Source organism: Rhizobium sp. 10N414, assembly GCF_056394785.1.
Window position 1 is genome coordinate 96,186 of sequence record NZ_JBFTIN010000004.1, and the last position, 25,397, is coordinate 121,582.

Genomic DNA, 25,397 nt, shown 5'->3' on the forward strand with positions numbered 1-25,397 from the left:
CTACCTGCCCTCACCAGCAAGATCTGCAGCGCCAATGATACCGGCGCGGCGGCCGAGCTTTGCAGCCACCAGACGCGGAGTGAACCGAGGCGACATGCCGGACAGATGGCTGCGCATCAGATCGAGATAGCCTTCAGCCAGGCCGATGCCGCCGCCGATCACGATCACATCGGGATCGAACATCAGCTGGATATCCCGGCAGAGCGTCGCGGCGCGATTGGCCGAAAGGGACATGATATCGGCTGCCCACGTTTCACCGTTGCGCGCGCGCTCAAAAACCTCGACGGCGTCGATCGGGTGGCCGGTCTTCAGGGCCTCGCTCGCAATCCATCTGCCGGACGTCTGATCCTCGAAGGGAGCCTGCCCCTGCGATGGTGACCGGATCAGGCCAAAGTGGCCGGCAAGCCCCGTCAGCGGCTTGCCGTTGATGACAACCCCTCCTCCGATACCGGTCGAGATTGTCAGAAAGACCAGATCATCACCTGACCCCGCCCCGAATCTGTACTCCCCCCACGCTGCAGCCTGCGCATCATTGACGGCAAAAGTCGGCTTGCCAAACAGTGCAGCGACGCGATCGACCAGAGGGTAGCGATCAGGAATTGAAAGCGTTGCCGGATTGAGCGCCGACCAGTGGCCGCCTTCGATGAAGCCGGTCACTGCAATCCCGATCCGTTCGTATCGGTTCCGCCAATTTGCGGTGCTCTCGGCCACCTTTGAGAGCCAGGCGTCCGGTCCAGCGTCGCGCGCGGTCGGAACGACGATCTCTTCCAGAACTGTACTGCCGCTGACGAGTGCTGCCATCGTCTTGGTGCCGCCAATGTCGATGGAGAGGACGGTTTCGCCGTTTGCGCTATTATAGACCTCGTCGATCGCCTCATTGAACCATGAGGTCACATGCTCGGTGCGGGTAATGGCAGAACCAACGACGACCGCAAACGCCCCCGCTTGCGCGGCCGCCAGAGCCTGCTCCGGCGAACGGATGCGACCTTCGGCGATGACATAGGGCGTGAGCTGTCGCATCGCCGCGATGAGCTCAATGTCCGGGTCCACGGGTTCCGGTCCGCCAACATAGCCTGAGAGTGTAGTGCCAACGAAATCGACGCCTGCGGCAAGGGCCTGCTTGGCGTCGTCGAGAGAGGAGCAGTCCGCCATCGTCAGCTTGCCCCTCGCCTTGATGATGCGGACCAGTTCCTCCACCGAAGCCGGGCGAGGCCGATCCGTCGCGTCAAAGGCGATGACGTCGGCACCAGCATCGGCAAGCGCCTCGGCGTCGGAGACGAAAGGTGTAATGCGGACCGGACTGTCTGGAAGGTCTCTCTTGACGATGCCGACAATCGGAGCGGAAACGACGGGACGAACAGCTTTCACATACGCAACCGACTCGATCCTCAATGCCTTGGCACCGGCGTTCAGTGCCGCTTTCGCAAAGCCAGCGACGAAATCGGCACGATCCATCGGCCCGCCGGGAACCGGCTGGCAGGATACGATAAGGCTATTCCTGATGTCTTCCCGTTGCACTCGTGACACTCCATTTCGGTATCACGATAAAAGGAAAATACCAGATTACAACCAGTTTGTATCTGGTCTTATCGCTGAAGCTCGAAGACGAAGTCGTAGACGTCACCTTTGTAGCGTGTCTCGCAGTATTCCACGATCTGCTCGTCAGGCAGGAAGCACCGTCTTTCGGTCATCAAGAGTGGTGCACCCACCTCGCAATGAAGATGGCGCGCATCTTCGCTGGTTGCTGCTCTCGAACGCATGCGCTGGATTGCCCGTTGCGGCATGAAGCCACGCGTCTCAAGCGCTTCGTATAGTGAATCCCGGACCAGATCGGGCGAGGGAAGAAAGCGCGTCGGCACGGTTGACGTTTCGACCGCTATAGGTGTGCCATCCGCTGTGCGGACGCGTTTCATGCGGATTACATTTGCATTGGCTGACAGCCCGAGCGCCATCATCTCCGTTGGCGAAGGTCGGCTTATGTGCTTGGAAATCCAGACACATCCCGCCACCATGCCGCGAGCGCGAATGTCTTCCGAAAAACTCGTCAAGGTTGACATCGACTTCTCGACGCGCGATCCGACCTCCGTCTTGAAGCCGTGGCGGCGATTGAGAAGACCCTCCTCCTCGAGCAGTGCCAGGGCTTTGCGAACCGTCACACGTGAGAGTGACAGGCTCTCGGCAAGTACCCGCTCGCCAGGCAGAACGGCGCCGGCCTTCACGGCATTGGAGCGAATGGCAGCTTCAAGGGCCGATTTGAGCCGCTTGTAAAGCGGCACATCGGGGGCCGTCAGGCTCAGTTCCTTGCTGACGAGTTCGATCAAGCTCATATCCGGCATGCCTGTCCCTGTAACAGATCGATTGCCAAAAAGATTCTTGGAAATCGCCATCTGGAGCTATACTGGTATTATGCCGGTCATGCAATTGCTCTCGAATGCATGATGGCGCTGCACCTCTTAAGGTTCTCCGGAAGCCCCGCCTGAGGCAGAAGGGTGATTGCGACCGGTGCCCGTTGCTGCGGCGGATCGCCCGGCTATTGACCGTCCTGACGCAGTGGCTCGAAAATAGCTTGTCTCTGCCAGTCCAGATACGCGAATGGCGAACGAGGCAGGTGCGCAGAAGCCTACAATGACAGCGCGGCTATGATCTATGCCGTCAGGCGGCGGGCAGAGAGCACCTGTCGGCGCTCCCACCATACAAGCATGAGGCTGGAGGCGACGATGAGGACTGCGCCTGCCACGACATTGACGGTCGGGACTTCCGACCAGATCAGATAACCGTAGAGAAAAGCCCAGACGAGGCCGCTATATTCCATCGGCGCAAGCGTTGATGCCGGGGCATGGCGGAAGCCCTCATAGAGCAGATACTGGCCGGCTGCAGCGACAATGCCGAGACCGATCATCAATGTCCAACCGAACAGATCCGGCGTCTTCCAAAGCCATGGCAGCATCGCGCCGCAGGCGACAACGAACAGGAAACTGGTTGCCATCATCTGGTTCAGCGTGCTTTCAGTGCGGCTGACGAGACGAACGAGGACGGTGCTCCACGCCCAGCAGAAGCCTGCGAAGATGACCAACCCCGCCGGCAGGAGACTTGGCGCTTCTGCCGGATTGGCGGCAAGCAGCACGCCGGCGAACCCGCCGATGCAGGCGAGCCAGCGCATTGGCCCGACATTTTCCTTGAGAATGAAGATCGACAGCACCACGACCATGATGGGTGCTGAGAAATACATCGTCGTGATCTCGGCGAGACCGAGATGGCGTGCGGCTGAATAGTAGGCCATCCATGCCGAAAGCATGAGCCCCGCCCGCAACAGCAGCGATTTCCGATGTGGGCTCTTGAGTATTGACGGATGGCGCAGCCGGCGGACCATGATGCCGGCGACAACAACAATCATGATGCTGCGCATGAAGAGGATCTGCGGAACAGCGTAGTCCRCCACGAGCCACTTCACGACTGCGTCCTGGATGGCAAAAAGAGAATAACCCGAACATGCGAGCGCAATTCCGACGAGCGGGCTCGGGGCGTGGTCAGGGGATCGTTGGAGCATTGGCCTGCGGCGGGAGTTACGTCTTGTGCGTGACGCCTATCAAGAAGCTCGCCTCGTGACAATCGCAAGAAATCATAATGCAAAGCTGCGTCGGTCTATGCCGTCGTGGCCCTTCCTCGATTCACTGACGCACTGCCTGATGTGGGAAGAACCTCGCATCGGGCCTTGCCTCGCGGGCGCAACTGCGGTGTATCATGCGCCGTCTGACGCAAGGCAGAAGGGTGCGTGTGATGAATGAAGGCAAGTCGGCGCTTTACTTGGCGGCGTCGTGGGCATTATGGCCCGCACTTTTTGCGGCTGGATTGATCGGGGCGGGTTGGGCTTTTCACACAGAGGCACTGCTGTTGTGGTTCAACGTCGTCTATCTGACGATCGTGGCCGCGATCGCAGGGTTCGAGCGGCTGATGCCTTATGAACAGGAATGGCTGAAGCATGATGGCGAAACATTCAACGACATCGCACATACGCTCCTGACAAAGGGGGGCGTGCAGCTTGCCGCGGCGATCGGCGCGTCCGCCCCGATGGCGATTGCCACCGTGGTACAGCCGGCGGTCACATCGCCAACATCAATTTGGCCGGATCACTGGCCTGTCGCCTTTCAGGTCGTGCTGGGCTTGATCATCGCTGAGTTCGGTCTCTACGTTGCGCACCGCGCCGCGCACGAGTTTCTTTCGCTGTGGCGGTTTCATGCCCTGCATCACAGCGTCGAGCGCCTGTGGGTCGTCAATACCGGCCGCTTTCACGTTGTCGATTCGCTCTTCAAGATCGCGCTTAGCCAGATCCCACTCTATCTCTTGGGCGCGCCCTTGCCGGTCTTTCTCTGGACCAGTGCCGTAACAGCCTTCATCGGCCTTCTCACCCACTGCAACATCGATGTCAGGACAGGTCCGCTCGACCGGATTTTCAGCACACCCCGATTGCATCGATGGCATCACTCCAGGGTGTTGGCTGAGGGCAACACCAACTACGGCGAAAACCTTGTACTGTGGGATCAGATATTCGGCACTTATTTCAATCCCGCGCGCAGGCCGCCTGCAGAGATCGGAATCAGTGGAAGGGTCGCCGAGGGTTTCCTGGCTCAGCTTGTGCAGCCGTTTTCGGCAAAGGGATTCAGGCAGATTCTGGGGCGTCGTGTAGAGCCACAGATGAGCGCCACGCCTGAAAAGGAACGGGCTGAAGCCTGATATCCACCGGCAAGTGCCGGCATTTCCGGCTTTTGCTATGAATGAGGTGGGACAAGGTATTTGCAGGGGCGCTCAGCCATTTGCTGAGCGCCATCTGTCGAGACGTAGAGCCTATGTACTGGGAGATACGAGAGGCAAGAATTGCTCGGTCGAGGTCGCCCAGCCTCTATCGCTACTGAAACATATCATTCAGCTTATAAGCAACTTCCGTTCGGTTCGTTGCCTTCAGCTTCTTCATGATGTTGCGGATGTGAACCTTCACAGTGCTTTCGCGCAGATTGAGTTCATAGGCGATGATCTTGTTCGCCTTTCCCTTGCGAAGTGCTTGTACGACCTCGGCTTGCCTCAGCGTAAATATGCGCGTGAGCTCGTTCGGCCGCTGCGGCTTCTGGCTCATGTCGATCGAGGCAGTTTCTGCTGCAGACGGAGAAAAGCTGTTGCCCGCGAGGATGAAGGTGCCGCCTGCAACCGCAAGAGCAATTGCCTCAACGCACACTTCAATTCCGACGGACGTCGGTATGAAACCGCGCGCGCCGCATTGGAGCATCTTCAAGGTTTGGTTGAGGTCATCGCCATCGGCCAGGATAACGACCGGAGCCGGCGCAAGCTCTGAGGTGATAGCCGCGATTTCTTCGGACAGGGCGGCATCATCGGCCTTCCGGCCGGCAATGTTGAGAAGGACCGCGCCGACGGGTCGGTTCGTATTCTTCTTGCGCTGCCACTCTGCGATGGAGCCGACGGCAATAGCAGCCATGCTAAGGCCGTTCGCTTTCAAGGTCGTCGCAAGGCATTCGCGTTCGAGCGTTCTGGCGTCGATAATCAGCAGGCACAGGTCATCGCCGTGCTCCCTTTCAGTATGCTCGAATTCGGTGCTTGCCTTGGAGAGTGTCGGTACAGGCCGGAGCCTGTTCAATGCGATTTTGCCATTTTCGAATTCCGAAGGTACGTAATTCATACTAGCCCTCATACCCTTTAGTGCTGGGGGACGGTACGCATCAAGTATACGCAATACTTTGCGACGGTCCCCTGAACGCTGTGATGATCCCCTTTAGTATGCATAAAGTAGAGATCCAACTTGCGCCCAACAACTATTTTGTGGATGTCGAATTTCTACTTTATCAAGAAGCTACATACATACATGCTAATAAGCAATACAAAAATATTTCCAAAGGTTAACGCACGAAAGGCGCACATACAAATTTATACCTGTCTTTGTTAAATCTTGAAATTCAGTTTCACCAAAGGAAAAACGCAGTATTAAAAGCCCATCTCCTCTGAATGGCGTTAGAATAAAAATCCTGAATTATGTTACAGGCTGGATCGTTATTAACCAAAAATACGCCCGAAAATCGCATTTTATACATTTCTAACGCCGTTGGTTGTGCCTAAGTAACTGTTTAGTTTTCCTGCAATCGACGAATATACAGAGGTTGCTCTACTATTCTTATATGGCGTTCGTTGCGCGCTCCCGACCGATATTATTCCTGAGCTGCCGTGATTGCCTCGCCATGAGGGGTATCTCTCATGGCTGGCCTATTTTCTGTCACGAATGAAAGGGCCTCGCTGCTCGGCGTGGATGGATCAGGAAGCCGATTGGGGTAGAGAGGTGCCTAACACCTGCCGTGAATACCAAGGTTTAGGAGGAGACCAGGAAATGCCGCCAGTTCGTTTTGCCCTCAACCACATGGCAGCCCCATCGCTGCCGATCGAAGATTTCTTTGCGTTGGCGACGTCGCTTGGCATTGATGCGGTTGAGATCCGCAACGATCTTGCGGGCAATGCGATCATCGATGGGACGTTGCCGGAGACTGTTTCCCAGGCCGCCGAGCACCACGGTCTGACCATCCTCTCGATCAATGCGCTGCAGCGCTTCAACGAGTGGAACGCCACCCGTGCGGGCGAAGCCCGAGAACTGATCGACTATGCCAAGGCTTGCGGCGCGCGTGCACTTGTCCTTGTCCCGAAAAACGATGGCACCGGTCGTGCCGATGGCGAGCGGCAGGAAAATCTCCGCCAGTCGCTGGCTGCATTGAAGCCGATGCTCCATACCGCCGGGATCATAGGACTTGTCGAACCACTCGGCTTCGAGATCTGTTCGCTCCGGTCAAAGGCGGAGGCTGTTGAGGCAATCGACGCGGTGGCTGGACGGTCCACGTTCAAGTTGGTTCATGACACCTTCCATCATCACCTCGCCGGCGAAGAACAACTCTTCGCTGACTTGACCGGGCTGGTTCATATTTCCGGTGTCAGCGATCCTGCCGTCTCGATCGCGGAGATGCGCGATCCCCACCGTGTTCTGGTGTCGGCGGATGATCGTCTGGACAATGCCGGGCAAATGCGTGCCCTCATAAAGGCGGGCTACGCCGGACCGTTTTCCTTCGAACCGTTCGCGGCTACGGTCCATGACCTCAAAGATCCGGCAAAGGCGCTGCGGGCGAGCATGGACTACCTTTCCGCCGAGGTCTGAGGCGCGCAGTCCCCTCCCCTACTCCCGGCCGCGAAAGCGCCGCTGGTAGGACGCATCATAGAGCGAGCTCTCGCGAAAGCCGCTGGCAGCAAGCGTCTGGCCGACGAAGATGATCGCCGTTCGCTCGATGGGCGCGGCGGCCAGCTTTTCCTCGATGTCACCAAGCGTCCCCCGGACGATCCTCTCATCTGGCCAGGACGCCTTGGCGACGATCGCAACCGGGCAGTCAGCGCCGTAGAGCGGTGTCAGTTCGGCAACAACCTGCTCCAATGCATGAATGGCCAGGTGGATGGCCAGCGTCGAGCCCGTCGCTCCGAATTTCGCCAGAGTTTCCTCGTTGGGCATCGGCGATGCGCGGCCGGAGACACGCGTAAGCACGAGGCTCTGCGCTACTGCTGGAATGGTCAGTTCCCTGCCAAGGCTTGCCGCTGCCGCCGCAAAGGCAGGCACGCCAGGCGTCATCGTATAGCCGATGCTGTGCTTTTCCAGCCGGCGGATCTGTTCGGCAACGGCGCTCCAGACGGAAAGATCGCCCGAATGCAATCGCGCAACATCCTCCCCGGCTGCGGCGGCCCGCAGGTATTCGGCCTCGATTTCATCAAGCGACATCGGTGCCGTATCGATGATGCGTGCGCCGGGCGGGCAATATTGCAATAATTCCGGGGAGACGATCGAACCCGCGTAGAGACAAACTGGGCATTTGGCGATGAGGTCACGGCCGCGCACCGTAATCAGGTCCGCTGCCCCCGGCCCCGCGCCGATGAAATGCACTGTCGTCATCTGCTTTCTCTCACTTCTTTATATAGCGCCATTGCGTGACGGGCATCGCCGGACGCCAACCGGTCATACCGCCAAGGGGCGCCGCGCGCGCTATTTCGATACGTGTCAATGTGCCGCCATGCTGCCGCTGCAACGAAAACAGCAGGGATTCCATTTCAAGGGTCACGGCATTGGCAACGAGACGCCCTCCCCTCTTCAAGGCGTGAAGCGCGGCCTCGAGCACACCTTCCTCGCTGCCGCCGCCGCCGACGAAGACCGCGTCGGGCTCGGGCAGGTTCGCAAGCGCCTCGGGGGCGGTTCCTTCCACGATCGCCAGCCCTGGAACGCCGAAGGAAACCGCATTTCTTGCGATGCGTGCGGCCCGTTCACTCGATTGCTCGATGGCGACTGTCCGCAGTGACGGGTCGGCGAGCATCCATTCGATGCCGATCGAGCCGGAGCCGGCGCCAATGTCCCAAAGCAGTTCACCATGGCGCGGACCCAAGGCTGCGAGCGTGATCGCACGGATCTCCTGTTTGGTGATCTGGCCGTCGTGTTCAAAAAGCGCGTCGTCCAGCCCCGGTGTGAAGGCGAACGTTCGCGCCCCCTCCCCTGCCACGATCTCGATTGCGCAAACGTTGAGCGGGTCAATCTCCCCCAGGTCGAGACGATCTGCACGTCCACTGCGCTGCCTTTCGCGATCCCCGCCAAGTGCCTCGAGGACGTGCAGGCGGGATTCGCCGAAGCCGGTGACGCGGAGGAGCTCCGCAAGTTGCGCCGGCGTCTCGCCATCGGAGGTCAGTGCGATGATCCGCCTTCCGTGGTGCAGGTGTGGCCGGATCAGATCCAGCGGCCGGCCATGCAGCGAAACGGTCGCCGTCTCTTGCAGTGGCCAGCCAAGACGCGCTGCAGCCAGACTGAACGAGGAAGGCGCCGGGATGGCATGCATTTCCTCGGCACCAATGCGGCGCGACAGCGTCGCACCAATACCGTAGAGAAACGGATCTCCCGACCCGAGGACGACGACCGGTGAGCCCCGGAGTGCCACGACCGCCTCAATGGACGTCTCGAAAGGGCTTTCCCAGGCGAGCCTCTTGCCGGTGATGAGCCCTGCCGCTAGCTCATGATGCCGCTTGCCACCGAAGACGACGGGCGCGGCAGCGATCAGCCGCTTCGCCTCGTCACCCAGTCCGGCTGGACCATCTTCGCCGATGCCGATAATAGTCAGCCAGCGTTGGCCGGGAGCGGAAGGCATATCAGACATGGGCAAAATCCGCATCCTGATGCTCGGAGGCACTGGCGAGGCGCGAGCTCTCGCTGAAGCGCTTGATCGCACTGGCCGGTACGATATTTTGCTCTCGCTTGCTGGCCGAACGGAGAAACCCTCCGATCAGCCAGTTCCGCTGCGCATAGGCGGTTTTGGTGGTGCCGAAGGTCTGGCCGCCTTTCTGCGTGATGGTGGTTTCGACCTTTTGATCGATGCAACGCACCCGTTCGCTGCTCGCATCTCCAGAAGCGCCAGTGAGGCCACAGCTGCAGCGGGCATTCCCGCACTGGCCTTGCGCCGGCCGGAATGGACGGCTGAGCCGGGTGATCGGTGGACGCCTGTTGCGACCATCGTGGAAGCGATAGAGCGGCTTGGCCCCTCCCCTCGCCGGGTCTTCCTGGCAATCGGGCGCCAGGAAGCCCATCGCGCCGAAGCCGCCCCCCAGCACTCTTACCTTGTGCGAAGCGTCGATCCTGTCGAGCCGCCGCTTGTTCTTCCCGACCTCCAGCTCGTTCTCGATCGCGGCCCCTACTGTGTTGAAAGCGAAGTTTCGCTGCTCCGTACCCATCGCATCGATGCCCTTGTGACCAAAAACAGCGGCGGTTCGGCGACTTATGCGAAGATCCAGGCTGCACGCCAGCTCGGCATCGAAGTATTCATGGTCGCGCGGGCGCCAGTCGCCACTATGGAGACGGTTGCCACTGTTGAAGCGATGCTGGCGGCGGTCGATCACCTGTTTCCCCCTGCGATGAACCGCGGAGTGTAGACAAGGTCCGGCTTTCCGTCTCGGGCAACCACCTTTGTCTCGGGCGAACCGATGATGACACAGGTTGCCATATCCGCGGTCGCCGCGTCGGCATCCGCAAGCGACTGGACCGTGATGCGTTCGTCGGGACGTCCTGCAGCCCTACCGAAAATCACTGGAGTCGTTGCCGGCAGGTTCGAGCGCAGCAAGTCAAACGCCTTGCCCAATTGCCAGGGCCGTGCCTTGCTGATCGGATTGTAGAGCGCAATGACGAAGCCCGCCTTTGCCGCCATCGAGAGACGGTTTTCTATTATATTCCAAGGCTTTAGGTTGTCCGACAACGAAATGGCGCAGAAGTCGTGGCCAAGCGGCGCACCAATTCGAGCGGCAACCGCAAGCATGGCGGTAATCCCCGGCAGCACTACGAGGTCGATCGCGCGCCATTCGTCCGGGCCGTTGTCTATGGCCTCGCATACTGCGGCCGCCATCGCAAAGACTCCCGGGTCTCCGCCGGACACGACACAGACGGTAGCGCCGGTTGCTGCCGTCCGCAGCGCGGCCGATGCCCGATCCAGCTCTTCCCGGTTATCGGAGGCCTGTCGCCGCTGATCGGATCTGAGGTTCAGCCGGTCGAGATAGGGTCCGTATCCATAGAACTCGGTTGCCTTGGAAACCGCCGCAGCCACCTCCGGTGTCATTTGATCCGGATTGCCGGGACCGGTCCCGATCACGAAGAGCCTGCCGGTCATCGGCGAGACTCCCAGCCGGGCACGAGCACCAGTGAAAAGTAGGGTGCGTCGCCGTCGGGCCGGTCGGCGAGTTTCGTCATCGCCGCATTGACCATCGTGCCTCGCTCGACATAGACGGCCTCGGCAAGGCGTCCGGATGCCTCCAGCGCGCGGCGGATCTTCGGAAGGTTGCGTCCGACCTTCATGATCACCGCGGCCTGTGTGTCTGACAGTCGGCGCTGCAGCTCGGCTTCAGCCATCGTACCCGGCAGTACGGAAAGCACGTCATCTCCCTGAACGATCGGGAGGCCGGCGAGCGACCAGCATCCGGACATCGCGCTGATCCCCGGGATCACCTCGGTTGGATAACGGTTCGCCAGGCGTACATGCAGATGCATGTAGGAACCATAGAACAGCGGGTCACCCTCACTCAACACGGCAACGGTGCGGCCTTCCTCCAGGTGAGCCGCCACGGCGGCGGCCGACTGATCGTAGAAGCCGGTAATCTGGTTTCGATAGGCCTCGTCCGTCTTTTCGACCTCGGTCGTCACCGGATAGTAGAGCGGCAGCAGCATCTTTTCCGCGGTCAGGAGATGCTCGACGATCGCCTTGCCGTTGCCGCCCCTGCCCTGCTTGGCAAAATACGCAACGACATGTGCGGCCTCGATCGCCTTGACGGCCTTGACCGTGAGGAGTTCCGGGTCCCCGGGACCGGTGCCGACGCCAATAAGACGGCCAGGATTCGTCATAGGCCGGGCCTCGCAAGGGCATTCAGGGCGGCGGCCGTCATGGCGCTGCCGCCGAGACGGCCACGCACGATCGCGAACGGCACGCCGTAGGAGTTTTCAGCCAGCGCATCCTTCGATTCGGCCGCACCAACGAAGCCGACCGGCATGCCGATGATCGCAGCCGGTTTCGGTGCGCCATCTCGAAGCAATTCAAGCAGATGGAAGAGGGCTGTCGGAGCATTCCCAATCGCAACGACGCTGCCGGCCAGCCGGTCCAGCCAAAGATCGAGCGCCGCCGCCGAGCGGGTATTGCCGCTCTGTTTCGCAAGCTCCGCGGTGCGCGGATCGTGCAGCGTGCAAAGCACGTCGTTGTGGGCGGGCAAGCGTGTCCGGGTGACACCGTGCGCCACCATTTCCGCATCGCAGAAGATCGGTGCGCCATCATGCAAGGCGGCGCGTGCGGCGCTAACGAAGCCTGGCGAGAACACAAAATGCTCTGCCGCCTCAACGAGCCCGCATGCGTGAATCATGCGCACGGCAATATCGGCTTCCTCGACAGAAAACCGTGAAAGGTCGGCTTCGCTGCGGATGATCGCAAAGGACCGCTGGTAGATGGCGTCCCCGCTGTGAATGTAGTCGTAGTCAGGCATTCCTATTCCTGTCGCAGCGCCTTTATGGCGTCGTGTTTGCCGATCCGTCTAAGGCAGGCGGCAGCCGATTCGCCAGCTTGTCTCTCGTTTTTGATGAGGCGAGCGAGTTTCTCTATAGCGGAATCGATATCGCCGCCAGCAATCTGTGCATCGGGAATGTCCGATGCGACGCCGTCCAACATGAGATGATAACCATCGTCCGCGCCGACAACGCAAAGAGCGGGTCGCGGATGGGCGCAGCCCTTGGCGCAGCCGGAGAGGTGAACAGTCATCGAGCCGTCCAGCAGTTCCCGTGCTTTGCCGACCAATCTCTCGGCGCAGGCCTTGGTTTGAAAGCGGCCGGAAGCACAGGCGTCGGCGCCGGCACACGTGGCGATATGCATCGACGGATCGTCGCAGTCGACTGACAGTCCGTACCGGGGCGCCATCTCCGCAACGGTTGCGGCTGGCTGGCCGTCGAGCCCCACCAGGAAGAAAATGCGCCCAGGGCCAGGCCGAACTTGTGTTGCGCCCAGCGCTTCGGCTTGTTCAAGGAATGAAACAAGCTCGCTGGCATGCATCTGGCCGAAGCGCGGCCTGAGACCCAAGATTGCCGAACCGTCAGGCAAGGCGAGGGTGCCGAGCAAAGGTTGTTTGCTCTCGGGCGCTCTTGCGAGGGACAACTCCTCCATCGAAGGAAAGGCTAACAGTAGAGATTCACGCTCGATATCCCGGCACCGTTTGTGCCGGCCGAGCAAAACAAGCTGGCGAAGAAGCTCACCCACTGCCCGAACTGCTTCAGCCGCATTCCCCGTCAGTAACGGCAGCGCCTCTCGTTGGTCGCCGTTGATGGCAACCCGCCAGGCACCAGCGGAAACCGCGCTCACGCGAATGTCGCCGGTGACAGCAGCAAGGCCATCGTTGCCGCCGCCATCGATCACAATTGACAGCTTCGGGGCCAGTAGCGGCGAGAGCAGTTCGACAGCGAGTTCTTCGCGAAGCCGGGCTTCGATCTCGGCCGGATTCCCGATCTCGTCGGGTGCGATGCCATGCAGCGGCGAGAGCTCGATGACCGGGCCGGCGGGAACCGAGATAGCTGATGCCGCGAGATCGGCTGCGAGCGGCTGGACCGAGCCTGATCGAAGGCCGCGGATCTGCAGGCTGCCGCGGGCCGTGATCTCGACGATCCCGTTTCCATGCTTTTTTGCGGCCTCGGCCAACCGGATGAATTGCCGGACAGTCAGAATGCCGCCGGTGGGGCGCAGCCGCGCCAGGAGGCCGTCGCCGGTTTGCATCGGTTCCAGCAGCGTCGGGCAGGCGCCACGGCGCTGCCAGGTCGAGGGTGCCTCTTCCCGGCCGCTATGCGCCGCCTGTTCGCCCAATGTCATCACTGCCAGTTCCTTCGATCACGTCCTTATATAGCCGGCGTGATCATCGCAAAACCTGATCCGTGTCAAAGATCGTCGAAATCATGTCCCTTGCGAAGCAGATAGATATCCATGATCCAGCCGTGACGCGCCCGTGCTTCAGCCCGGAGCCGGACGATCTCCTCTGCAACGTCAGCCAATCGGCCGGCCCGGGTAATCTCGTCCGGCGTTCCGAGATAAGCGCCCCAGAAGATTTCCGCGTCGGCGTCATCGATCTTCGAGAAGGCGGTTTCGCCATCGAGCATCACGACTGTGCTCTCGGCCTGACTGCCTTGTTCGAGGAGACGTCGGCCCGTGGTGATTTCAAGCGGCTTTCCAACAAGGTTGATCGGTATGCGGTGGCTTGCGGCGAGTGCCTGGACGCTCGTAATACCCGGAATGACACTGAACTCGAAGGCGAGGGTGCCGGATTGTCGGGCGCGCTCGAGGATGCGGATCGTGCTGTCATAGAGGCTGGGGTCGCCCCAGACGAGGAATGCACCCTCGCCGGCTTCCGGTAGCTCTCCGATGAGGCGTACATAGGTCTCGGCAATGGCGGCATGCCATTCATCCACACTCCTAAGATAAGTCCGGTCGGTGGTGGCGCGTTTCGGTACGGCAAATTCAATGATGGCGGTGCGGCTGTTTGTGACGTATCGGCTGCAGATCTCTCGGCGCACGGCCGCAAGTCCTTCCTTTTCAGCGCCTTTCGTCGGAATGAAGATCGCATCGACGGCATTCATCGCGTTGATCGCCTGGACGGTCAGATGCTCGGGATTTCCTGTCCCGATGCCGATGATGTGGATATGACGCACGCCTTTTCCTCTTTGGTTCTGTCCGTTTCTGGCGCAGCCAGCCTGTCTCCGCAAGGGGCAAGGCGAGTAGTTGGCCGCGGCCAACTTGGCAAAGGCCAGCATGGCGGTTGTTGTCGCGATTCGCGAATCATGGCATCTTCGATACGCTTTTTAGCGCGATGTTGATAGAAAAGCGCATTGATAGGGATCGGGTGTTTTGGACAACATTAGCGTATCGACGACGGACGTCCGCATCGAGCGGCACGCCAATCAGCTTTCTCGTCAGCTGAAGCTCCTCCGCGAAAAGCTCTTCCCACCATTGTCGCAAAAGACGTTGCGGACATTCACTTCAGGGGAAGCAGCGCAGATGATCGGCGTATCGGACGGATACCTGCGGCAGCTCTCACTCGACGGCAAGGGGCCGCAGCCGGAGCTCTCCGGAAACGGTCGGCGTTCCTATACGCTCGGCCAGATCAGCGAGTTGCGACAGCATATGGCCAGGATCAAGCCGAAGGACGCGCTGTCCTATCTGCCGTGGCGTCGGCCGGGTGAAAAGCTTCAGACGGTCGCGGTGACGAATTTCAAGGGCGGTTCGGCGAAAACCACGACGACACTTTATCTCGCCCAGTATCTGGCGCTGAACGGCTATCGCGTGCTGGCAATCGACCTCGATCCGCAGGCATCGCTGTCGTCGATGCTCGGCGTCCAGCCGGAATTCGATCTCGCTGACGGCGATACGCTATATGGTGCGATCCGCTATGACGGCAGCCGCCGCTCGCTAAAGGACGTCGTTCGGAAGACCTATTTCGAAGGTCTGGATCTGGTGCCCGGGAATCTCGAATTGATGGAGTTCGAGCACGAGACGCCACGCGCTCTCGGCGATCGCCAGCGGACCGGCGAGGTGTTCTTCCGGCGCGTCGGCGTTGCCATTTCTGAGGTTGAGGCGAACTACGATGTCGTCGTCATCGATTGTCCGCCACAGCTCGGCTATCTGACGCTCGGCGCCGTCTGTGCCGCAACGTCGCTTCTCATCACCATCCATCCGCAGATGGTCGACGTGGCTTCGATGTCGCAATTCCTGCTCATGACCTCCGATTTGCTGTCGGTCGTACGCAAGGCAGGCGGTGACCTGCAGCATGACTTCATCAAGTACGTGGTCACGCGCCATGAGCCCTTCGATGCGCCGCAATCACAGATCGTTGCGCTACTCCGCAACCTGTTTGGCAACGATGTCCTGACGGCGACCATCCTCAAGTCCACGGCGATTGCCGATGCCGGGCTGACGAAGCAGTCGCTCTATGAGATCGAGAGGGGCCAAGTCCGGCGTTCTACCTACGACCGAGCGCTGGAGTCGGTGAACGCCGCCAATGGTGAGGTGCTTGCCGGAATTCACAAGGCATGGGGCCGGACATGAGCAGACGAGATCGACTGAAGGGGCTGTTCGACGATACCGCACAGGAGTTGGCCGCGGCCAACCCGGAAGATGAAGCGCCCATGCGCGGTCCGGCCGGTCCGGTTCGCTCGATGGCGCTGACGCTCGGACGCATGGAAGAAGAGAGCAGGGCGATGCAGGAGGCGCTGCTGTCAGGTGAGCGCGTCGTCGAGCTCGATCCTGAACTCGTGGACACATCCTTCGTCAGGGATCGTCTTGCCGACCTACCGCAAGATCTCGCCGATGAACTGGTGCGCTCGATCGAGGAAAATGGGCAGGAGGTCCCTATTCTCGTTCGCCAGCATCCTGACGACGATGCGCGTTACCAGGTGGTCTACGGCCATCGACGTCTCCAGGCGCTACGATTGCTCGGGCGCAAGGTACAGGCGATCATCAGGACGCTCGACGATGTTGATGTCGTCATTGCACAAGGTATCGAGAACTCCGCGAGGCGCAACCTGTCCTATGTCGAGCGGGCCGTCTTTGCCTTCAATCTCGAGAGCAAGGGCTTCGAGCGATCCGTCATCATGAAGGCGCTTTCAACCGACAAGACGGAATTGTCGAAACTGATCTCGGTCGCCAGGACGATCCCGATGGACGTGATCAGAGCGATCGGTGCGGCGCCGGCTGCCGGACGGCGCAAATGGATTGCCCTTGCGCAAGGTTGGACGAATGCGACGACCTCGCGCCTGCGCAAGCTCCTTGGCTCCACTGAGTTCGCCGATCAGGACAGCGATCGACGCTTCGAGCTCGTTGTCGCCGAACTGGCAAGGAAGCCGGAGCGGCAAGCGGTGAGCGAGTATGAATGGGCTCCGAAGCAGCCGGGCAAGATCAAGGGCCGTATCAGGAGCGCCGGTGATTCGTTCACCATCACGCTGAAGACGGGCGATGCAGCAGACTTTGGCGACTATATTTCGCGCCACCTCGACGATCTCTACGACGCGTTCAGGGGCGGAAAATAACCTTCCGAGGCCGGCGACAGCACTGAACCTGCCAATAAGCTCTGGATCTTCAGTATCAGGCGAGAATTTAGTCGTCCGGCGATTTGAATGTGCTCTCCACTCATGTCATACATGACGGAAGTTAACGGTGATTTGGGTTCCGTTGCGGGGAAATCGAAATAGCTAACAATGCGCTATGAAATCGACAGTCCTTTGTTGGTCAGTCTGTTGCCGACGATTGTCGAGGCCGAAGATGGCCTGGCGAGGCTCGATGAGCGTGCGGCACGCGCAGCGATTGCTGAAGGCTTTGCCGAGCGCCGGAATTTTTTTGATGCGGTCGGTGCTCTGTGGGTCGCAGGCGAGCTGGTTCACGTCGAGGACCTTGTCCTGCATGACGCACATATGGACACACGAACGCCAAGCCACGAGTTGACGATTGCCCATTCGATCCTGCGCGCACGACGGCGCATCTGGACGGCAGCGCCGGATTGGGCCTTGAGCGGTTCAGGATTGTCGATCCTCGGCGGCGACACTCAAGGGGAGGGGGCTGCTCCAGAAACCAGGAGCGCAAAGGCRTTGGTCGAAGACGACGATGCCGAAAATGAAGCAGATGCGCTTCTCTCCGCTGAACTGGCCGAGATTGATGCGATCCTGGAGAGATCGCAGCGGCTATTGGACAGCCATGGCAGTCCTGGTGCGCCGGAGCCGCATGAGGCGCCTGACCGCGTTCGCGAGAAGCGGAGCGACGACCCTCTCGGTCTCTTCGACGATGAAGAATGGGATGAGGCGGCGCGCCTTCGCGCGTGGCGCAAGACCATTTCGATCGCCGACAGCCTGCCCCCAGCGCTTGGTGCGGCCTTACTGTTTGATGCGTGGGAACGGATGGAGCCACTTCGTCGTCAGCATTGGCTTGGTGGGCTTCTTGTTGCCAGCTATCTGCGCGCCCGCGGCAAAGTCACATCGCACCTTTTCGCCTTCTATGCCGGCCTCAAGACGGTACGCTATGAGCGACGACGTTCGCGCGATCGCTTGACGCGACTTCAGGCCTTCCTTGAAGCGATGGCGGAAAGCGCGGCTGCGGGCTTGAAGGAAATGGACCGGCTTTCGCTGGCGCGCACACAGATGGAAATCCGCTTCAGGGATCGTCGCTCGAACAGCAGCCTGCCGCAGCTTGCGGATTTTGTCCTGTCGCGGCCGATGGTTTCCTCGGCAATGGTGGCCCGCGAGTTGCGGATAACGAGCCGTGGCGCGCTCAATCTGCTGAATGATATAGGCATCCGGGAAATCACCGGGCGAGGGCGCTACCGCGCCTGGGGCATCATCTGATCTCAGAAGAAACGAAAGCGGCCGGGCGTGGAGACCCGGCCGCTGTCGTTCGTGAGCACCCGATCCGCGCATCCTGTCACAGAGTGCGAACCGGGTGCCTAGCGCTTCCATTGCCCCCAGAAGCGCTTAGCCCTATTCCCGCTCGCCCGTGAAATTGAGCAGCAGCTGGAAGATGTTGACGAAGTTCAGGTAAAGCGACAGCGCGCCGAAGACGGCAAGCTTCTGGTTCGATTCCTGATCATAATTCTCGGAATACTGTTCCTTGATGTTCTGCGTGTCGTAGGCGGTCAGGCCGACGAAGACGAGGATACCGATCACCGAGATGGCGAACTGCAGGGCGCTCGAGCCAAGGAAGATGTTGACGATGCTCGCGATGACGACGCCGATCAGGCCCATCATCAGGAACGAGCCGAAGCGCGAGAGATCCTGCTTGGTCACATAGCCGTAAAGGCTGGTCGCGCCGAACATGGTCGCGGCGATAAAGAAGGTGCGTGCGATGCTCGTGCCTGTAAACACCAGGAAGACAGATGCGAGCGACAGGCCCATGACTGCGCAGAAGGCCCAAAAGGTCATCTGGGCCGCACTGGCCGACATCGTCTGAAGCTTGAACGAGAAGAAGAAGACGAAGGCAAGCGGCGCAAACATCACGACCCACTTCAGCGGGGACTGGAAGATCGGCACGTAGAGCGCCGGTGTGCTGCCGACGATGAATGCGACGACGCCCGTGATGACGAGGCCGAGGCCCATATAGTTGTAGACGCGCAGCATGTGCTGGCGCAGGCCCTCGTCGAACAGCGCCTGAGAGCCGGCGGCCGAGCCGTAGCCAAAACGCGGATTGGTGGGGTTCATGCTGATCTCCTCGGTTGAACGAACTAGTAGAGGGTGCGGGCAAGCCGATCGGCTTCCGCATCGAGATTTATGTCGCGATCGCCGGTCACCAGCGCATAAGCCACTTCGCCGATCTGCCAGTAGGCTGCCTCGGCCTTGTCGAGCGCGACATGCTTTACGGATTGCACGGCAAATGCACCCGGCCGGACGGCAAAAAGCGAGATCTGCTTGTCCTCAGGCGTCTTGATCGCCATTTCGACGCTCGGACCGAATTCGGACGGGAAGATCTGTACGTCGGAGATCTTCCAGTTCTCGGGCAATTGCGGCATGACGATCGCAGTTGCTGCGCGAATGTCCTCGGCCTTGTAGCTCGCGACGGGCTGAGACGGCACGGACTGGCGAAGCAGCGCCGTCTGATAGGCGCGCACTGCATCTTCGACATAGGCCGGCGCTGGCACAGAGGCGGCTACTTCGGTTGCCGTAAACGCGCCGAAGGAAGTGTGGGCGACCCAGCCTGCGGCGATGAGAACGGCGACAGCCGCAATCCGCTGCATCGAATGGAAGATCCGACCATAGGTGAGGCCGCGCTCCAGGCGTCGAGCAGCATCGCGCGTCTCCGGACGGCCGAAGGCGTTTTCGCTGGCAAGCGCAAGGCGCAACTCGCCCCTCATGCTGAGGTCAGCCATGACCTTGGCGGCAATCGCCGGGTTCTCTGACAGGAAGGATTCCACCTGAATGCGGCGCGCCACATCGAGTTCGCCGTCGACATAAGCATCGAGATCAGCGTCGACGATAGGATCAATTGCCTTCATTGCCGTTCCCTCCGATTAGTCTCAGATGTACCGCGCGCGGCGTCTTCTCCTCGAACTCGCGAAGCTGGGCACGGGCGCGTGATATGCGCGACATCAATGTGCCGATCGGTATGCCGAGGGCCGCTGCCGCTTCCTGGTAGGAAAGGTCCTCGATCGCAACGAGATGCAGTGCCTCTCGCTGCTCTTCCGGAAGATGGAAGAACGCGTCCCGCACCTGCTGGAGGCGAACGGCGTGTTCCTGGCCGGCCTGCAAAGACTGTTCGGTCTCCAGCGCTGCCTCGTCGTGCCGGCGTGCCAGGGAGCGGTCCTGGCGGATGCGGTCGATATGAGCATTGTGCATGATCGACAGCAGCCACGTACGCAGGTTGCCGCCACGACGGAAACTCTGCTTTTTCTCGTAGGCGCGCATCAGCGCGTCGTGAACGAGGTCTTCCGCATCATCCGAATTGCGCACGAGCGAGCGCGCATAGCGCCGAAGCGCCGCAAGCTGGCTGATGACATCGAATGGGCGTTCTTTCCGTTCCATGACTGAGTATACGGATGCGAGTGAAGAGTTATTCCAGCCGCCGCCAAAAAATTTTGGTTTTCCGCGGATCGGTAGGAAGCCGGAGGGCTGGCGTCGCAATGACGCTGAGGCATAGACATGCAGGAGGCTGCGGGACCTTATTCAGACCGAGCGTCCGACAGCTCCTCAAGGATGGGGCAATCAGGCCTGTCATTGCCGTGGCATGCGTGGACCAGATGCTCCAATGTCCGGCGCAGTTCGGTAAGTTCCCTGATCTTCCGATCGATCTCCGTCAACTTCGCCTGCGTCAGTTCCTTTACATCCGAGCTTGCCCGGTCCTTGTCTTCGTAGAGTGCCAGCAACTGGCGACATTCCTCGACGGAAAAGCCGAGGCCGCGCGACCTTTGAAGGAAGCGCAGTTTGTGAACATCGGCCTCGGCATAGTCGCGATAGCCGTTTCCGCCCCGGTCGGGGCGGATCAGGCCAATGTCCTCGTAGTAGCGGATCGTTTTCGGAGCCAGTCCGGAGTGTTCCGATGCTTGCCCAATATTCACGGCAATCTCCTATAGTTTGACGAGCCGCAGTCTAAGCGCGTTGGTGATGACCGAAACGGACGACAGGCTCATGGCGGCCGCGGCAATCATCGGCGACAGCAGCAGGCCAAATACCGGATAGAGCACGCCCGCGGCGAGCGGCACGCCGAGTGCGTTATAACCGAAGGCAAAGCCGAGGTTCTGGCGAATGTTGCGCATGGTGGCCATGGCAAGCCGTCTGGCGCGCACGATCCCCGTCAGATCGCCCTTGACCAGGGTCAGGCCGGCGCTTTCCATGGCCACATCGGCACCGGTGCCCATCGCGATACCCACGTCGGCCGCCGCAAGCGCAGGTGCATCGTTGACGCCATCGCCGGCCATTGCGACCACGGCACCCTTGCCGCGCAATTCGTCGACCAGAGCCTTCTTGCCTTCGGGCAGGATGTCGGCCCGCACCTCGTCGATGCCGAGGCTCTTTCCAACGGCGCGCGCAGTGCGCTCGTTGTCGCCGGTGGCCATGATGATTTTCAGGCCGTGCTCGTGCAACGCCCTTATCGCAGCTGCCGTAGTTGGCTTGATCCTGTCGGCAACCGCCACAAAACCGGCGAGACCATGATCGATAGCGACGAACATTACCGTCTTGCCCTCGTCGCGAAGTACCCGAACCTGCTCGGCGAGCGGCGTGATGTCCATATCGAGATCATCCATCATTGCGGCGTTGCCGAGCGCAACGACTGTCCCGCCGGCCTTGCCCACGACACCCTTGCCCGTTCGTGCTTCAAAGTCGGTGACCTCGCTGAGTTCAATGCCACGCTCCTCGGCACCCGATACGATCGCCTCTGCCAGCGGATGTTCGGATCCACGCTCCAGGCTGGCGGCAAGCTGCAGCAGGCGCGCCTCTTCGGTACCGCCAAGCGCGACGACATCCGTAAGCCTCGGCTTTCCCTCTGTCAGCGTGCCCGTCTTGTCGACGATCAGAGTGTCGACGCGCGCGAAGCGCTCAAGCGCTTCTGCATCCTTGATGAGAACGCCTTCCTGAGCGCCGCGCCCGGTCGCGATCATGATCGACATGGGGGTTGCAAGACCGAGCGCACATGGGCAAGCGATAATGAGCACGGCAACGGCGGCGAGCAGCGCATGCGCCATGCGCGGTTCGGGGCCAACAAGGCTCCAGACAACGAAGGCAGCGACAGCCGCGGCAACGACGGCGGGCACGAAGACGGCAGAAACGCGGTCCACCGCGCCCTGGATCGGGGCGCGCGAACGCTGTGCCTTTGCGACGAGGTCGACGATGCGCGACAGGGTCGTGTCGGCGCCAACTTTTTCGGCCAACATCACCAGGGTGCCATTCTTGTTGATGGTACCGCCGGTAACCGCGTCGCCTTTCTGTTTTTCGACCGGGATGGGTTCTCCGGTTATCATCGACTCGTCGACCGTCGACTGCCCTTCACTGACGGATCCGTCGATCGGGATGCGCTCACCCGGGCGCACTCGAAGATGATCGCCAACCCGGACATCATCGACAGGTACGTCGGTTTCAGAACCGTCTTCGTTGATGCGGCGCGCGGTCTTCGGCGCAAGATCAAGCAATGCACGGATGGCCGAACCGGTTTTCTCGCGGGCCTTCAGTTCCAGAACCTGACCCACAAACACCAGAGCGACAATGACGGCGGCGGCCTCGAAATAGACAGGAACCGTCTCGCCATGGCCGCGGAAAGTGTGGGGGAAAATGCCGGGCAGGATCGCCGCTATGACGCTATAGAGATACGCCGTCCCGACGCCGAGGCCGATCAGGGTCCACATGTTCGGGCTGCGGTTGACAAGAGAGGCCCAGGCGCGGCGGAAGAAGGGCAGGGCGGCCCAAAGGACGACAGGTGTCGCAAGAAAGAGTTCGATCCACGTCGCCTGCGGCTCTCCAATCCAGTCACGCAGCGGCAGGCCGATCATCGGCCCCATGCTGATTGCAAGCAGCGGGATCGAGAGCAGACCGCTCACCCAGAGCCGGCGGGTGAAATCCACGAGTTCCGGGTTGGGACCTTCATCGACCGGTGGAATACCCATCGGTTCCAGGGCCATGCCGCATTTCGGGCAGTCGCCCGGATGATCGCTGACGACCTCTGGGTGCATCGGGCAGGTATAGAGCGTCCCTTTCGGCATCGGCTTTGGGGCGGGCCGGTTTCCGTCGCGGTAGGCGGCGGGATCGGCTTCGAACTTCGTTTTGCAGCCGGCCGAGCAGAAGTAGAACTTTTCACCCTCTTGCTTCAGGAAATGCCGGGCGCTCGCCCGGTTGACTGTCATGCCGCAGACCGGGTCCTTCGCTGTCAGGTAGTCTTGTGGCGCAGCCTCGAATTTTCGCCGGCAGCCTTCCGAGCAGAAATGATAGGCATGCCCGTCATATCGGAGCGAGGGCTTGCCTGCCTCGGGATCGACCGTCATGCCGCACACAGGATCGCGTACAACGTCGTCCGAAGAGGGCGCTCCATACTCATGGTGGTCATGGCCATGATGCTCGGGGTTATGATGGTCGTGCGTGCTATCCATGCGATTCTCCCTTGCCCGACGCGGCATCGGACACCCTTATGAACCTTCCAGCAACTGGAAGGTCAAGGGGAAAGTTGCGCAACGAGGAAAGTGGATAGAACAGCGCAATCGGACCTGCGGCCGCATTTCGACGCGCTTCTGACGCGCCTGTCGTCAGGGCGCCCGGGCGAACGGGAAACATGGCCCGAGTAGCAGGACCTCTCACGGCAAAGACAGCGGTTGCGACAGTTGAGGCTGCGGTCGGCGCGCCCCCGATCATCGCCTCAAGAAACGGCGTCGTGAAACAAAAAGGCCTGCCGCGAGGCAGGCCTTGCATGAGATAATGGCCGATATTGAAAATATGACTCGTAACAAATTCCGCATCCTGCGAGATATAACACCACACCCGGCTAAGGGTCGCACCTCAGGAAAAAGCAGTATCGAGGCCCGTCATTTGGTCAGGAGGTCAGTTCTTGCGAGGCTGCTCCTGATCGTCCGCCGGGCCCTCATCAGCCTGAAGAATTAGCAGGGTTCCGAGCGCTCTGGCTGACTCTCGTGGCAGGGCGTAGTGCAGCCATCCATAGCGAGGATCGCGAATGTGCAGAAGCGGTTCTCCAAGCAATGCGTCGGGCTCTGTGTACCAGCGTGGATCAAGCACGGCGTCGACCATTTGCCCACCTTCCCAGGTCTCGTCGTGAGGCGGCGGCATCTCCGCCCTGATCTGGCCGGCGCCTTCAATGAGCTTTGATACGGCCTCGGTGTCAAGCACGAAAGCGACGGGTGGATCTGTCGGAAACGTAATCATTAACGTCTTGAACTCGTCGTCGAGCTCCCACTGGGGTTCTTTGCTGTTGTTCATGTTCACGTCCCTGTTGATCGCACTGCGGGATGCAGACTTGGCTTGCCGACGACGCAAACAAGGAAAAGCCGACGAAGAGTGATGGGGTATCCAAGACAACCGATCGTTCTGGTATGATCCAATAGTGTCGCAACTTCCCTTTGATGGCATGTACTCCGTTGGGTGTAGCCACAGGCAAGTACATTCCGTGGCCCTGCGCGCTCGTATCGCCACGCTCAGCGCCAACCAGCATCGGCCGGTCAAAGCTGATGGGTCGCATCTCTAGGCTGGCGCACTGATACCGAAGGGTCCGAGTGGGAAGAGACTTCGTAAGTCGCATGTTTCGGGCTTTATTTTACGACTGTTTCATTACTTGCGAAAACGGCAGCTTCCTTCGCGCGATCTGACGATCCATCGACGTTTCAGTCGATTGGTTCACCGACTTCATCTCGTGCTCGTCTGCATATCTGCCTGCAGCTGCCGCAGCGCGCTCAGTCGCCTCTGAAGGGTCTCAACATTCCAAAATCTGCGTTGATTTGGGGACTTGCCGCGGTTTGGCCCGTATTGGCGCGTTTCTTGTTCGCGGATGATGCCGCTCTTTTTGAAGCTGTCCGCACGCGATCAATGCCTCTGAGAATGGCCAACATGTGCTTGGCTTCCTCGGCATCCATCGCAGACAGTGGGATACCGTCCAGGCGCGCTGGCTCGTGCGTCGCCCGATCGATGATAGACCAACCTGAGTCTTCAGTACGGAGACTATATTCCTCAGCCATCGACAATCCCCATTTGTAGACACCTGCAATTCTGAACGTGTGGGGTGGAACGCGCTACTTCCCAAATTGGCCGATTTTATCGCTCAAAAGTTGTACATTCAGATGTAGTAATATTGAAACAAAGAGAACATCTCCCGTGGCGCCGCCATGCTCGAAGCCGGAATTCTCCATCCAGTTGGCAAAAACACCTGTTGGTGCAATGAAATGCATGGTTTAGCCCACCAACCCGACTGGATACAGCCGGAGCACTTCGCTATCCTGAGTACATGCTTCTCGACCGACTCCTGAAGATCGCCGCTTGGTTATCGCTTGCCGCCATCCTGTTTGTGACTGTTTCGCCGATCGGTCTGCGACCGCACRACGTCATGTCCGTGCGCGATGACCGGGCGCTTGCCTTCACGACAATGGCTTTCCTGTTCGTCGTAGCCTATCCCCGCCGTTTTTGGGTTTGCGCTGTCCTGGTCATATTCGGAGCGGCGGCAATAGAGTTCCTGCAGTATCTTTCACCAACCCGGCATGCGCGGCTTGAGGACGCTGCTGTAAAGGCTGTCGGTGCAGCGATTGGCGTGGGCCTGGGGTTTGCGGCAAACTGGGTCCTCCGGCCGCGCGCGGACTAGTCTCACGAATCGCGATGG

24 protein-coding genes are annotated in these 25,397 nt (G+C 60.1%); 7 read left to right on the forward strand and 17 right to left on the reverse strand.

Annotation, left to right across the window (positions count from 1 at the left end; all coding sequences use genetic code 11):
* The 3 genes from AC1DE4_RS06605 to AC1DE4_RS06615 all read right to left on the reverse strand — a co-directional run bounded on the left by AC1DE4_RS06605 (nucleotide 1) and on the right by AC1DE4_RS06615 (nucleotide 3,547).
* The gene (locus AC1DE4_RS06605) at nucleotides 1–1,518 is read right to left on the reverse strand and encodes a putative N-acetylmannosamine-6-phosphate 2-epimerase (RefSeq protein ID WP_477880608.1); all 1,518 of its coding nucleotides are present in this window, start codon (nucleotides 1,516–1,518) and stop codon (nucleotides 1–3) included.
* A gap of 68 nt (nucleotides 1,519–1,586) precedes the next feature.
* Nucleotides 1,587–2,336: a GntR family transcriptional regulator gene (locus AC1DE4_RS06610; protein ID WP_477880610.1), complete on the reverse strand. Its 750-nt coding sequence runs from the start codon at nucleotides 2,334–2,336 to the stop codon at nucleotides 1,587–1,589.
* A gap of 308 nt (nucleotides 2,337–2,644) precedes the next feature.
* Entirely contained in the window at nucleotides 2,645–3,547 is a 903-nt protein-coding gene (locus AC1DE4_RS06615) for a DMT family transporter (protein WP_477880611.1), read from the reverse strand.
* A gap of 230 nt (nucleotides 3,548–3,777) precedes the next feature.
* Between AC1DE4_RS06615 and olsE the strand changes: the two genes are divergently transcribed.
* Nucleotides 3,778–4,731 carry an ornithine lipid hydroxylase OlsE gene (olsE, locus tag AC1DE4_RS06620; protein ID WP_477880613.1) on the forward strand — a complete coding sequence of 318 codons (954 nt, stop codon included), beginning with the start codon at nucleotides 3,778–3,780 and terminating at the stop codon, nucleotides 4,729–4,731.
* 172 nt (nucleotides 4,732–4,903) lie between these two features.
* On the opposite strand, the gene AC1DE4_RS06625 is transcribed toward olsE, so the two are convergent.
* The gene (locus AC1DE4_RS06625) at nucleotides 4,904–5,686 is read right to left on the reverse strand and encodes a LuxR C-terminal-related transcriptional regulator (RefSeq protein WP_477880615.1); all 783 of its coding nucleotides are present in this window, start codon (nucleotides 5,684–5,686) and stop codon (nucleotides 4,904–4,906) included.
* Between the two features lie 699 nt (nucleotides 5,687–6,385).
* On the opposite strand from AC1DE4_RS06625, the gene AC1DE4_RS06630 reads away from it, so the two are divergent.
* Entirely contained in the window at nucleotides 6,386–7,198 is an 813-nt protein-coding gene (locus AC1DE4_RS06630; RefSeq protein ID WP_477880617.1) for a TIM barrel protein, read from the forward strand.
* 18 nt (nucleotides 7,199–7,216) lie between these two features.
* Here AC1DE4_RS06630 and cobM read toward each other — a convergent pair whose 3' ends face one another.
* Both cobM and cbiE read right to left on the reverse strand, forming a co-directional pair.
* Complete coding sequence (gene cobM / locus AC1DE4_RS06635; RefSeq protein WP_477880619.1) at nucleotides 7,217–7,978, reverse strand: precorrin-4 C(11)-methyltransferase; 762 nt, start codon at nucleotides 7,976–7,978, stop codon at nucleotides 7,217–7,219.
* A 10-nt stretch (nucleotides 7,979–7,988) separates the two neighbouring features.
* Nucleotides 7,989–9,221 (reverse strand): precorrin-6y C5,15-methyltransferase (decarboxylating) subunit CbiE, encoded by a 1,233-nt coding sequence (gene cbiE, locus AC1DE4_RS06640; protein ID WP_477880621.1) that lies wholly within the window; start codon nucleotides 9,219–9,221, stop codon nucleotides 7,989–7,991.
* On the opposite strand from cbiE, the gene AC1DE4_RS06645 reads away from it, so the two are divergent.
* A complete protein-coding gene (locus tag AC1DE4_RS06645) occupies nucleotides 9,220–9,990 on the forward strand; it encodes a cobalt-precorrin-6A reductase (protein WP_477880623.1) in 771 nt (256 codons plus the stop codon). The two genes, cbiE and AC1DE4_RS06645, sit on opposite strands and share 2 nt — an antisense overlap.
* On the opposite strand, the gene AC1DE4_RS06650 is transcribed toward AC1DE4_RS06645, so the two are convergent.
* From AC1DE4_RS06650 to cobF, 5 genes are all read right to left on the reverse strand, one after another.
* A complete protein-coding gene (locus tag AC1DE4_RS06650; protein WP_477880625.1) occupies nucleotides 9,954–10,718 on the reverse strand; it encodes a precorrin-3B C(17)-methyltransferase in 765 nt (254 codons plus the stop codon). The genes AC1DE4_RS06645 and AC1DE4_RS06650 overlap by 37 nt on opposite strands.
* Nucleotides 10,715–11,446, reverse strand: a complete 732-nt coding sequence (locus tag AC1DE4_RS06655; protein ID WP_477880627.1) for a precorrin-2 C(20)-methyltransferase — start codon at nucleotides 11,444–11,446, stop codon at nucleotides 10,715–10,717. Before AC1DE4_RS06655 ends, AC1DE4_RS06650 begins: the two co-directional genes overlap by 4 nt.
* Nucleotides 11,443–12,075, reverse strand: coding sequence for a precorrin-8X methylmutase (locus tag AC1DE4_RS06660; RefSeq protein ID WP_477880629.1), 633 nt, complete (start codon nucleotides 12,073–12,075; stop codon nucleotides 11,443–11,445). The genes AC1DE4_RS06655 and AC1DE4_RS06660 overlap by 4 nt, the downstream gene beginning before the upstream one ends.
* 2 nt (nucleotides 12,076–12,077) lie before the next feature.
* Nucleotides 12,078–13,442 carry a precorrin-3B synthase gene (cobG, locus tag AC1DE4_RS06665; RefSeq protein ID WP_477880631.1) on the reverse strand — a complete coding sequence of 455 codons (1,365 nt, stop codon included), beginning with the start codon at nucleotides 13,440–13,442 and terminating at the stop codon, nucleotides 12,078–12,080.
* Between the two features lie 65 nt (nucleotides 13,443–13,507).
* Nucleotides 13,508–14,275: a precorrin-6A synthase (deacetylating) gene (gene cobF / locus AC1DE4_RS06670; protein WP_477880633.1), complete on the reverse strand. Its 768-nt coding sequence runs from the start codon at nucleotides 14,273–14,275 to the stop codon at nucleotides 13,508–13,510.
* A 196-nt stretch (nucleotides 14,276–14,471) separates the two neighbouring features.
* Here cobF and repA point away from each other — a divergent pair, with 196 nt between their 5' ends.
* The 3 genes from repA (at nucleotide 14,472) to AC1DE4_RS06685 (ending at nucleotide 17,953) form a co-directional block, all read left to right on the forward strand.
* Nucleotides 14,472–15,668, forward strand: coding sequence for a plasmid partitioning protein RepA (repA, locus tag AC1DE4_RS06675; RefSeq protein ID WP_477880635.1), 1,197 nt, complete (start codon nucleotides 14,472–14,474; stop codon nucleotides 15,666–15,668).
* The gene (repB, locus tag AC1DE4_RS06680) at nucleotides 15,665–16,648 is read left to right on the forward strand and encodes a plasmid partitioning protein RepB (RefSeq protein ID WP_477880637.1); all 984 of its coding nucleotides are present in this window, start codon (nucleotides 15,665–15,667) and stop codon (nucleotides 16,646–16,648) included. The genes repA and repB overlap by 4 nt, the downstream gene beginning before the upstream one ends.
* Nucleotides 16,649–16,816: 168 nt before the next feature.
* Complete coding sequence (locus AC1DE4_RS06685) at nucleotides 16,817–17,953, forward strand: RHE_PE00001 family protein (protein ID WP_477880639.1); 1,137 nt, start codon at nucleotides 16,817–16,819, stop codon at nucleotides 17,951–17,953.
* Between the two features lie 132 nt (nucleotides 17,954–18,085).
* Here the strand turns inward: AC1DE4_RS06685 and AC1DE4_RS06690 are convergent, their stop codons facing one another.
* From AC1DE4_RS06690 to AC1DE4_RS06715, 6 genes are all read right to left on the reverse strand, one after another.
* A complete protein-coding gene (locus tag AC1DE4_RS06690; RefSeq protein WP_477880641.1) occupies nucleotides 18,086–18,802 on the reverse strand; it encodes a Bax inhibitor-1/YccA family protein in 717 nt (238 codons plus the stop codon).
* Nucleotides 18,803–18,825: 23 nt separating this feature from the next.
* Entirely contained in the window at nucleotides 18,826–19,593 is a 768-nt protein-coding gene (locus AC1DE4_RS06695; RefSeq protein WP_025660500.1) for an anti-sigma factor family protein, read from the reverse strand.
* A complete protein-coding gene (locus AC1DE4_RS06700; RefSeq protein WP_018856709.1) occupies nucleotides 19,580–20,119 on the reverse strand; it encodes a sigma-70 family RNA polymerase sigma factor in 540 nt (179 codons plus the stop codon). Before AC1DE4_RS06700 ends, AC1DE4_RS06695 begins: the two co-directional genes overlap by 14 nt.
* Before the next feature lie 137 nt (nucleotides 20,120–20,256).
* A complete protein-coding gene (cueR, locus tag AC1DE4_RS06705; RefSeq protein ID WP_477880644.1) occupies nucleotides 20,257–20,652 on the reverse strand; it encodes a Cu(I)-responsive transcriptional regulator in 396 nt (131 codons plus the stop codon).
* A 9-nt stretch (nucleotides 20,653–20,661) separates the two neighbouring features.
* Complete coding sequence (locus tag AC1DE4_RS06710; RefSeq protein WP_477880646.1) at nucleotides 20,662–23,172, reverse strand: heavy metal translocating P-type ATPase; 2,511 nt, start codon at nucleotides 23,170–23,172, stop codon at nucleotides 20,662–20,664.
* A gap of 445 nt (nucleotides 23,173–23,617) precedes the next feature.
* On the reverse strand, nucleotides 23,618–24,010 hold the full coding sequence (locus AC1DE4_RS06715; RefSeq protein WP_025660504.1) for a hypothetical protein: 393 nt from the start codon (nucleotides 24,008–24,010) through the stop codon (nucleotides 23,618–23,620).
* A 1,018-nt stretch (nucleotides 24,011–25,028) separates the two neighbouring features.
* On the opposite strand from AC1DE4_RS06715, the gene AC1DE4_RS06720 reads away from it, so the two are divergent.
* The gene (locus tag AC1DE4_RS06720; RefSeq protein WP_477880648.1) at nucleotides 25,029–25,379 is read left to right on the forward strand and encodes a VanZ family protein; all 351 of its coding nucleotides are present in this window, start codon (nucleotides 25,029–25,031) and stop codon (nucleotides 25,377–25,379) included.
* The last annotated feature ends 18 nt before the right edge of the window (nucleotides 25,380–25,397 follow it).